Source organism: Frankia sp. AiPs1 (genome assembly GCF_023716945.1).
GTDB lineage: Bacteria > Actinomycetota > Actinomycetes > Frankiales > Frankiaceae > Frankia.
The window spans coordinates 1-701 of sequence record NZ_JAMQQF010001128.1; the positions used below are offsets into that span (position 1 = coordinate 1).

At 75.9% G+C, this 701-nt stretch carries 1 pseudogene; it reads right to left on the minus strand.

Annotated features, from left to right (window positions below):
- A pseudogene (locus tag ND748_RS33270) lies at window positions 1-701 on the minus strand (glycosyltransferase); the annotation flags it as partial.

Here is a 701-nt window from a genome sequence, read left to right on the forward strand (position 1 = left end):
GTCCGAACCGCGGCCAGGCCGCGGCGACCGGCAGCAGCAGGACGATGTGCTGTTTGCTGGCCAGCGCGACGGCGAGGGCGACGACTGCCGCGAGCCCCTGGCCGCCCCGGACGGCCAGCACCATGGCGGCGAGGCAGGCGACGAGCAGCGGCTCGGTCCACGACTGCTGCAACGCGTACATCGACTCGGGAAAGATGACCACCAGCAGTGGCAGCACGGCGACCGGGACCGCCCGCCCGTCCCCGCCAGCCCGGCCTGCCCCGCCGCCGCGGACCGCCGCGTCCCCGCCGCGCGGCCCGGTAACGAGACCACGCGTGCAGATGGCTGCCACCGCGAGCGCCAGGAGCAGGCCGTAGCGGACGTCGCCGAGCAGCAGCCGCGACGGCAGGAGCAGCACCGAGGTCAGCGGCAGGTAGGGATAGACGTCGAACAGGCCGTCGACGGGGTAGGCGGTCCGGCTCGGCGCCCACTGCTGGCGGTACATGTCCGCACCGTGCGCCAGCCCCGAGGTGGAGACCTGCAGCAGGTGGAACACGTCGATGCGGGGAGCGGGCGCCGCCCGGATGGTGGCCACTCCCGCGGCCACGGCCAGGCCGAGCACGAGCCAGAACAGCGCGGGCGAGCCGAGCACCCGTCGCGCCGCGGCAGGACCCGCCCGCCCCAAGGCCAGCCGACCCCGGGTCAGCCGACCCCGGGCCGCC